This window comes from Psychrobacter sp. TB20-MNA-CIBAN-0197, assembly GCF_040309765.1.
In the GTDB taxonomy this organism is placed as follows: domain Bacteria; phylum Pseudomonadota; class Gammaproteobacteria; order Pseudomonadales; family Moraxellaceae; genus Psychrobacter; species Psychrobacter submarinus.
The window spans coordinates 1-268 of record NZ_JBEOPC010000680.1 but is presented as its reverse complement, the minus strand read 5'-3'; the positions used below and the strand labels follow the sequence as shown (position 1 = coordinate 268).

Here is a 268-nt window from a genome sequence, read left to right as displayed (position 1 = left end):
AGGTAATGCCACGTGCAGCCATTGCTTGGCGGTTTAGCCAAATTTTCATGGCGTATTGGCGCTCACCACCAATACGCACGTTAGATACACCATCTACAACGGCTAAACGGTCAACGATAAAGCGCTGTGCGTAATCAGAGAGCTGTAACGAGTCCATTGTTTCGCTGTTTAATACAAACCATGCGATTGGGCTTTCATCACTATTTGACTTAGACACTTCTGGTGGGCGTACCTGATCGGGTAAACTATCAAGTGCACGTGCTACACG

Annotated in this window: 1 protein-coding gene; it reads right to left on the bottom strand. The window is 47.4% G+C overall.

The features are described 5' to 3' along the window. Window positions 1–268 (bottom strand): efflux RND transporter permease subunit (locus AAEY83_RS15505; RefSeq protein ID WP_351060347.1); only part of this gene is annotated, 268 nt, incomplete at both ends.